Annotated in this window: 5 protein-coding genes and 4 pseudogenes; 7 read left to right on the top strand and 2 right to left on the bottom strand. The window is 38.8% G+C overall.

Annotated elements, in window-relative coordinates:
• Window positions 1-366: 366 nt before the first annotated feature.
• Window positions 367-1,215 (bottom strand): annotated as a pseudogene (locus NG798_RS19295) (IS630 family transposase); the annotation flags it as partial.
• A gap of 68 nt (window positions 1,216-1,283) precedes the next feature.
• On the opposite strand from NG798_RS19295, the gene NG798_RS19290 reads away from it, so the two are divergent.
• Both NG798_RS19290 and NG798_RS19285 read left to right on the top strand, forming a co-directional pair.
• Window positions 1,284-1,820, top strand: coding sequence for a transposase family protein (locus NG798_RS19290; RefSeq protein ID WP_261225329.1), 537 nt, complete (start codon window positions 1,284-1,286; stop codon window positions 1,818-1,820).
• Window positions 1,807-2,181, top strand: coding sequence for a transposase family protein (locus NG798_RS19285; protein WP_261225328.1), 375 nt, complete (start codon window positions 1,807-1,809; stop codon window positions 2,179-2,181). Before NG798_RS19290 ends, NG798_RS19285 begins: the two co-directional genes overlap by 14 nt.
• 181 nt (window positions 2,182-2,362) lie before the next feature.
• On the opposite strand, the pseudogene NG798_RS19280 reads toward NG798_RS19285, so the two are convergent.
• A pseudogene (locus NG798_RS19280) lies at window positions 2,363-2,548 on the bottom strand (helix-turn-helix domain-containing protein); the annotation flags it as partial.
• Window positions 2,549-2,684: 136 nt separating this feature from the next.
• On the opposite strand from NG798_RS19280, the pseudogene NG798_RS19275 reads away from it, so the two are divergent.
• The 5 genes and pseudogenes from NG798_RS19275 to NG798_RS19260 all read left to right on the top strand — a co-directional run bounded on the left by NG798_RS19275 (window position 2,685) and on the right by NG798_RS19260 (window position 8,383).
• Window positions 2,685-3,701 (top strand): annotated as a pseudogene (locus tag NG798_RS19275) (IS4 family transposase).
• Between the two features lie 362 nt (window positions 3,702-4,063).
• A complete protein-coding gene (locus NG798_RS28195; protein ID WP_375338982.1) occupies window positions 4,064-4,144 on the top strand; it encodes a hypothetical protein in 81 nt (26 codons plus the stop codon).
• A 103-nt stretch (window positions 4,145-4,247) separates the two neighbouring features.
• Window positions 4,248-4,793 (top strand): annotated as a pseudogene (locus NG798_RS19270) (transposase family protein).
• An 875-nt stretch (window positions 4,794-5,668) separates the two neighbouring features.
• Window positions 5,669-6,397: a GUN4 domain-containing protein gene (locus tag NG798_RS19265; protein ID WP_261225327.1), complete on the top strand. Its 729-nt coding sequence runs from the start codon at window positions 5,669-5,671 to the stop codon at window positions 6,395-6,397.
• Window positions 6,398-6,736: 339 nt separating this feature from the next.
• On the top strand, window positions 6,737-8,383 hold the full coding sequence (locus NG798_RS19260) for a GAF domain-containing sensor histidine kinase (RefSeq protein ID WP_261225326.1): 1,647 nt from the start codon (window positions 6,737-6,739) through the stop codon (window positions 8,381-8,383).
• The last annotated feature ends 45 nt before the right edge of the window (window positions 8,384-8,428 follow it).

Below are 8,428 nucleotides of genomic sequence, written 5' to 3'. Positions count from 1 at the left end.
AATATTTGCCCAAATGGAATTATCGAGCCGTCCCCCAACCAGAGTAATTCATTAAGTTATTTATTTTTCATTCCTTAATTCTGTGAGAGTGTCATTCTCAGAGGTTGCCGAGCATGGAAATTTTATATTTTGGTTAGTATCTATAGTAATTGTAAATGATAAGAAAAAGTGTTGTATGGGCAATCAAAATCGTGGTTTACCCCTCGATAATGGCGGTAGCCAATCTTAATTGCCCATACCGTTTTTTGATAAATAAATTAGAGGCGGTCTAAATATATTTTAAGGAATTTTAAAATTAGCAGTTTTAAGTTGTTTTTTAGTCATCCCCGAAATATAGCAATCCTAAATAGGTCGTGAAAAAATTCCCTACTCTGAAAGTTTCGGGAAATCAAATATTTGACCATCAGCAAAAAACTTAAATAGCCACTTGACTATTTTAAAAGATTTACATAAATGGTAGAATTGTCTGATAAAGCTTTTAATTTGTAGCCAAATATCTTCTAGGGGATTTTGTTCTGGAGCATTAGGGGCGAATTTATGACAAGTAATTATCCATTCTTCTTCTAATAACCCTTCATTTACTATACTTAAATATTCCCGAAATACTTTTGAGTCATGGTAAGTGGCTCCATCCCAAAATATAGCTAATCTTTTTCCTTTTCTTTTTGAGCGTAAATAGTTGATGAACTTAATCGTATTTTCTGTATTTCCCCTCTCGTATTCTTCGACAATAAACTCTTTCATTCTCTAGTCTAATGCTCCATAAGTAGAGACGTTACGCCGGAACGTCTCTACTCGATTTTTTTCATTTTTAATGGGAATTTCTATTCGTTGATCTGTTCTACCCCATACATAGCCTAAAATGTCTCCCCAAAGTAAATGGCATTCATCAACCATAAACACCACAAGTTCTCCACTTTCTATTTCTTCTTTCCATCTCTCTAATTTTTCAGTGATTTCTTTTTTTTTAGCTTCCACGAGTTCTTCGTTTTTTGCCGGATTCTTTTTTTGAGTTTTTTTTCCAACTGATTTTTGCTTCTGCCATCAAAGCATAATAACTTTGATTCGATTTATAGATAACTTTATACTCTTGTTCTAAATATTTTTTTAAATCTGATAATCTTGGATGTTCTTGTTCTCTTAACCAGCAAATAACTTGGCTTTTTTCTTCGGGTTTAATTTACCTTTAGTTCCTTTATACTGTAATTTTAAACTCTAGACATCTCCAAAATAGTAACAGTTCGTGGTAATATCACATCATAAAGCTTTTTTGACACAGAAACATGAGCGACATACTAAATCATATTGAAGAGCATCCTCAAGAAACACAGCGATTAATTGGTTTGGATTATGAACAGTTACAACAATTAATCCAAAACGCGGAACGATTACATCATAAAAAACAAGCTTCACTCGAATCAAAAAAAGTTAGAATTATTGCTGGTGGAGGCGGTAGAAAACCAAAACTCTCGTTGGGCGAACAAATAATTTTAACATTGGTCTATCTGAGGCATATGACAACATTTCAACTTCTGGGAATCCAGTTTGGAGTAAGTGAGTCTACAGCTAATAATACATTTAACTATTGGTTGCCTCAATTGCGAGAATTGCTACCATGTAGCTTACTAGAACAAGTAAAAAAAAACGCTGCTGACTATGAAATAGTTAAGGAAATACTCACAGAATATGAATTAATAGTAGCTACCTACGAACAAGTCAGAGAGAGACCTGGAGATAAGGATGAACAAAAAAAATACTTTTCAGGCAAGAAGAGTAATCATACCTTCATGCATTCAAATAATTATTATGCCAAATGGTAGAGATATCGTTGATGTTGTGGCCGGGGAACCTGGACCTAAAAGCGATATAACTTTATTCCGAGAAGAACGCTCACAGTTTGACCCTCAACAAAGATTTAAGGGAGATAAAGCTTACGTTGGAGAAGCTTTAATTACAACTCCCATTAAAAAACTCAGAAATCAAGAATTAACAACTGAAGAAAAAGAACAAAACAAAGCATTTTCGGCTAAAAGAATCTTTGTTGAACATCGAATTCGTTCGCTCAAAATATTTCGACTTGTCCAAGAAAGATTTAGGTTGAATCCCCAAAAATATGAGCAAGTAGTGTTGACGATTTGTGGAATAGTAAGGTGGCGAATTAGAGCGCTAATATTACCATGATAAATATCTGCTACATTATCAGTTTAAAATCAACGCACATAACTAGATATTTTGGCTTAATTATCAACAATAAATATCTCAAAGCCTTATTATAGCGTACAGAGCCGCTAATTTAGGATGATTGCATTTACGTCATACAACCTAGTTACACAAAGGCTTTAATTGTTTTTGGAGATGTCTTCTCTACTCCGAAAAACAGAGCTTGATTTTTCCACAAACTAATAAAACTATGAGAAACTTGTAATAATTCTTTGATTTCATGGTAGGATTTTCCTTTTAAAATCATTTTGACAGCTAAAGCTCTTTTTATTTCTCTAGCTTCTTTCGTGTGATTAATAAAATCATTTAACTCAGAAATAATTTCCATGTTCATTTTTTAATTTAGACACCAATTAATACTATACCTGTTATGACCCAGAAGTGTTGAATGTTAAGAACGAGGTTAAAAAAAACGCCCAAAATATGGTAAACTTTGGGCGAACAATTAAAATAAATGATTAATAATGATTGTAAATTCATTTCCGCAGATTGTCAAAGACATCCTCAAAATTTTGCCTAAAAATGATTATCCGGTTTTGAACAGCCGCCTGTATGTTGAGTGTTGGTTGGCTTATGCCCTCGATAATAGCTCGCGCGAGTATGAGGGACTTATTTAAAAGGTTAAATAATACAGGGATTGACGTAAGAATTTCAACATTTTCCAAGGCCAACACTCACAGAAGCCATGAAATATTTAAGAAAATTTATGCTCAACTGAATCGGTTAGTCCAGAAAAAAGTTCCTACTAAATTCCGGGATAAATACGCTATATGTCCAATTGATTCAACCGTGATTACCTTAACGAGTAAATTACTATGGGTTCTAGGATATCATCAAGTAAAACTTTTTAGTTCTCTAAATTTGTCTAAGGGAAGTTTAGAAGAGAGCTTGGTAAATTTTGGAGATACACATGATTATAAATTTGGCTCAAAAATGATATCTGAATTGCCTCCAAATGGAGTTGGTGTAATGGATAGGGATTTGCCGGACTAGATTTAATAGAATTCGCAGTCCAAAAAGACAAATATTTTGTCTTGCGAATTAAAAATAATTGGAAACTCGAAATTGACGAAGAAAGGGGATTAATAAAAATTGGCTCATCTTCCGAAGCTAATAGAGTTGTGAATTTTTGCGATGTAGAAACTAAAACGGAATTTCGCTTAGTTACTAATTTACCTAGAGATGGGGAGGCGGCAGTCACCGATGATGAAATTAGAGATATTTATCGCTTACGTTGGGGAGTTGAATTGTTATGGAAATTTTTAAAAATGCACCTAAAATTGGATAGACTAATCAGTAAAAATGTCAATGGGATTGGCATACAAATTTATGCCAGTCTCATAGCCTATCTGATTTTACAACTTGTATCGACTCCCCAAGAATGGGGTAATAAAATGTTAGATAAGTTTCGCTATTTACAGGCTTGTATGTGCCAAAAAATTAGTTATGTCCATTGGATGGAAGATATTATGCGATGTTGACATTTTAACCCTTGATAAGCGTATTATAATCATTTGTGTAAAGTTTTGTAACAACATTCAACATTTCTGGTTATGACCTATTTAGGACTGCTATAGTATCATTTTCTGATATAAAGAATATAATAACAGTTTTTTCCACCAAACTTAGGAGTTCTATACTAGAGCATATAAACAAGAACCCTCAAGAAACACAACGATTAATTGGTGTCGGGTATCCTGAGCTACAATCATTAATTCAAAATGCCGAAAAGTTACATCAAAAAAAACAAATTCTCGCCGAATCAAAGAAAATAAGAATTATCTCGGCTGGAGGTGGCCGTAAACCCAAGTTATCTACAGAAGAACAAATAATTTTGACTTTAGTGTATTTAAGACAAATGACCACATTTCAACTTCTTGGTATCCAGTTAGTAGAGACGTTCGCAGCAGTTCGTCTCTACTGAAACAACAGCCAATGATACATTTAATTACTGGCTACCACAAAAGAGTAGAATTACTACCATGTAGTTTACTTGAACAAGTAAATAAAAAGATTCCGACTATTAGATGGTTAAAGAAATACTCACAGCTTATGAATTAATTGTTGATAGCTATGAACAAGTCAGGGAAAGACCTGGAACTCAGACCGAACAGGGAAAGTATTATTCAAGCAAGAAAAGTAATCATACATTTAAAACTCAAATTATTGTCTTACCAAACGGCAAAGAGATTTTGGATGTTATAACAGATGAGCCTGGATCAAAAAGTGATATAACTTTATTTCGAGAAAACCGCGACAGCTGTGCTCCCGAACAAAAGTTTAAAGGAGATTTAGCTTAGAAGGGGGAAGATTTAATTGAGACTCCAATTAAAAGACCAAGAAAGGGAAAGTTAACCAAAGAGCAGAAACAAGAGAATAAAATTTTTTCCAGCCACCGAATATGTGTTGAACACCAAATTCGTTTGCTCAAAATATTTCGAGTTGTTCAAGAAAGATTTAGGTTAATTCCTAAGGAGTATAAACTAGTCATTATGACAATTTGTGGATTAGTGAGACTCCGAATTAAATCCCTTATTTTACCAGTCGTGAAAGCTTCTGTTATCTCCTCATAAAAATCAGGCAAATTCCTCGATTTTTTTAGCTGAGTTAGCAATAGCAATAAACTCAAACCCTTATTTTATGGTGTAGGCTAGTTAATCATCTGTGCCTTTACTTAAAGAAAAAAAGCTAGTCAGAGAGCAGCTTTGAGAGTTTGCGGAGATGTCTTTTTTACAAAAACTATTTTACAGGGTTTAAAATATTTGGGAAGCTTTGGGATTATCCGCAAGCTGAGCAGGTTTGTGTGGTGTTTGTTCTGGGAGCCAGTTCAACCTTAAATTAGTTTTTGATACCGAGGAAGGTACACTCAATGCTAAAAACAAATTGAGCAAAAATGTGAGGGTAGTTGCCAAAATGACTTTTTCTAACATGGGTTTCTCTCCTTGGCTGTCTTGGTAGCGGCTATTCTCCGAGAATTATTCCTCTAAATTGATAGTGCCTCTTAGAGAGGACAGTAGAAGTGATATTAAACTGCTAAAAGCTGTGATTGTTATCTTGGTGGTTGGTGATCTAGATCGCAATCAGGGTTTCTGCGCTCACTTGGTTGATGAGCAGCACCACAAAAATCATTGCTGGCTAGGTGAAAAAATTTAACAAAAAAACGCTTTTTTCAGTTTTCGATGCTTTAAAATTGTCCGGCTAGAAACCGAGGTTTCTCCAGATATGCCAAGAGTCGCCACCTTTACCTTTGGTAAGAATTTGCTCAACCGGCTTGACAGTCCGCTGTTGACAGGAATGTCATTGAGTCGGCTTGATAAAAAATCATAATGCAGGCTTTTTGTCAAGGCTATATAGGAAAGTATAGAGTGGAGCGAGGTTGATTGTACAATTAGTCAAAGCTCCAATAGTAAAGGTTAATAGCTGAACTGCGAATCGCAGAGAGCTTTACATGAGAGAAAATACTGCATCTCCCGCACCACAAACCTATGACGATCTGACCGGCCTTAGCTCCCAGTTAAGGACGGCTCCCGAAAAAACTCAGATCCAACTTCTCCAACAGTTCGCCAACCCTAGCGAGGCGGCTGTGGAGATTTTGATGCAATTTTTAAGTGAGCTTTCCCAACAATCGGTAACACCAGCCGCCGGCAAAGCTTATCAAATGCTTTTGCAGTCAAAACAACCGAAAGTCACTGAATTTTTAACAAGCCACTTTCCTTGTGGTGTCATTCCTCTGTTTTCTGAGCGAGATATCGATTACAAACCTTTGTTTGAGTTGCTTGCTCGCTGTGAGTTTGAAGCAGCCGACCGGCTAACGATACAATTGCTGTGCCAATTAGCAGGGGAAGGAGCCGTTACCCGAAAATGGCTGTATTTCACCGAAATAGATAACATTCCGGGGGGCGATTTACAAACCATTGACAAACTGTGGTTTGTTTATTCGGAAGGAAAATTTGGCTATAGAGTCCAGAGGGAAATGTGGCTATCTTTAAGTAAAAACTGGGATAAATTCTGGCCTAAAATTGGTTGGAAAAACGGCAACAACTGGACGCGCTACCCGCAACAGTTTACCTGGAACCTGAGCGCACCGAGAGGGCATTTACCGCTGTCGAACCAACTGCGGGGGGTGAGAACGATGGAAAAATTGTTAAATCACCCTTGTTGGCAGTCGTCTCTTTAAGAACTTGGTAATGGGTGATGGGTAAAATTTAAAATTTAGCCATACCCAACCATTGGCGGGTTTTGTAAGTTGTTATGGCTATGAAATAACCAGCCAGTGAGCATTTAAAATTGAGGCTTAAGCGCTAGAGCGAGATTGAGAGGAAAGGTCAGGGGAAAGCAAAGAGATTTTGTTGCGTTGAAGAAATATTTGTAAGCGCCCAAACGAGAAATCCCTGGAGCGATTGTTAAAAGAGTTGCTACTTAGGGAAAGATGAATGTAAGTCAACTTCCCCATAAAGTGATAAGCGCTTAGCCTACATCTGTTGTGGGGGGTAAATTTGGAAAAAAAATATCGCCGGTGAGCAGTAACAATGGCCATACCGGCCGGTGGTTGCTCTTGAGCCTCGCTGGGTACACCGGCGCGGGAAATGGTGAGAGGATGGCGCGACAAGATCATTTTCCCGATCCAGCGTTTGTAATACTTATAAAGCGCAACTTAATCCATCGCTTGTTGGCAGAGGAAAAGAAAAAAGTGAGTAGAGAGGATTGTTTAAGTGCGCTAGCACTGCAAAACTACCGTCTTGGTCAGCCGCTAGAAGATAATGGCTATTTAGAAGGGCAACCGTGTCCGGCTTTTGAACAAGCGTCGAAAGCGGCGGCTGAGTTTTTAGAGATTCCCATTGCGATTGTGGGATGGCTCGATCAAAACCGGGTTTGGGTTTTGGCTGCTGAGGGGTTGCCCCACTTGATGCCTATCAAACGAGGATCGGGGACGGTTTATTTATCTTGCGATGAGAGTTTATGTAAGACGGTGATCGAAAACCGGCAGGTTGTGGCGATCCGCGATACGGCGGCTTACCCGGATCTTGCTCAGGTTGCTTTGGTGCAGGAGGTCGGTATTCGTGCTTATTTGGGGGTACCATTGCTGAGTTCAACGGGCAAGTGTTTAGGAACGTTGGCGGTGATGGATCTGGCTCCGCGCTATTTTAGTTCAAAAGAAATTCAATTTTTGGAAATGACGGCTCGCCTTTGTATGAGTGAATTTGAGCGCCTGTCGTTGCTGGCTTCGATGCCGGTGCCTGAAGTTGCTTCGGCGATGGTGCTAGGCCCAGAAATTAGGCTGGGTGCAGCTTCCAACCCGAATGAGGGTTTCAAAAGCATTAAAACGCAAATGATCACTCGTGTGACTGAGGCGCTGCGAACGCCTTTAACTTCGGTGTTGGGGATGGCAAGTGTACTCAACCGGGGAATTTATGGGTCTTTGACGAATAAGCAGCAGGAATATCTCGGTATTATCCACGATAGCGGTAAGTATTTGCTTTCGCTGGTGGATGAGGTTTTGGCTTTGATGGAACTTGACGACAGTGGGGAAGCTCTGCACCAGAGTCCGCTGGATGTGGAGATGCTTTGCTCTAAGGTAATTAATTCTTTGGAGCAAGACTTGAACCGGCGTGAACAAGAAATTCGCTTGACGGTGGAACCGGGAAATCGCATCTGGGTGTTGGATAAACTGAAAGTTCAGCAGTTGCTCTATAACTTGATTTTTTGTGTGATTGAGTCTTCTTCTGCGGGTAGTATTGTTCGCATTCATGTTTCGCGGAAAATGCAGCGTCTCCATCTCACGGTCTGGGTGTCTCATCCTTGGCTGGGGGAGGGTTTACCTCTGGCGGCGTTGTCTTCTTGTTCGCTAAATGACCGTGTGGTTGGGCCGGCTCTTTTGGATGAGTCGGAGACTAAGGTGTTGTCTGAGGGTGAGTATAGGCTGCCGATGGGGGGGATGGGAAATGGTGTGGCGGTTGAGGAGGTTGTAAATTCAGAAAAATTAGAGTCTCACCGGCATTCTACGATAGCAAACCAGGGGCGAAGTGCATTCCACCGGTCGCGTGAAAGTTTGGGTCTTCTGTTGAGTTGCTTGCTGGCGGAACTTCACCGGGGTGAAATTTCTGTTCAGGGTTCGCCGGAAGCAGGATATCGTTATGTGGTGAGTTTACCGGAGTTGGGTTAGTCAACTGTTATGGGTCATTATGTTAAAAGTCAATTGTCATGGGCT

This window comes from Ancylothrix sp. D3o (assembly GCF_025370775.1).
GTDB lineage: Bacteria > Cyanobacteriota > Cyanobacteriia > Cyanobacteriales > Oscillatoriaceae > Ancylothrix.
The sequence above is the reverse complement of the archived record's forward strand: the minus strand, read 5'-3'. Positions and strand labels throughout refer to the sequence as shown.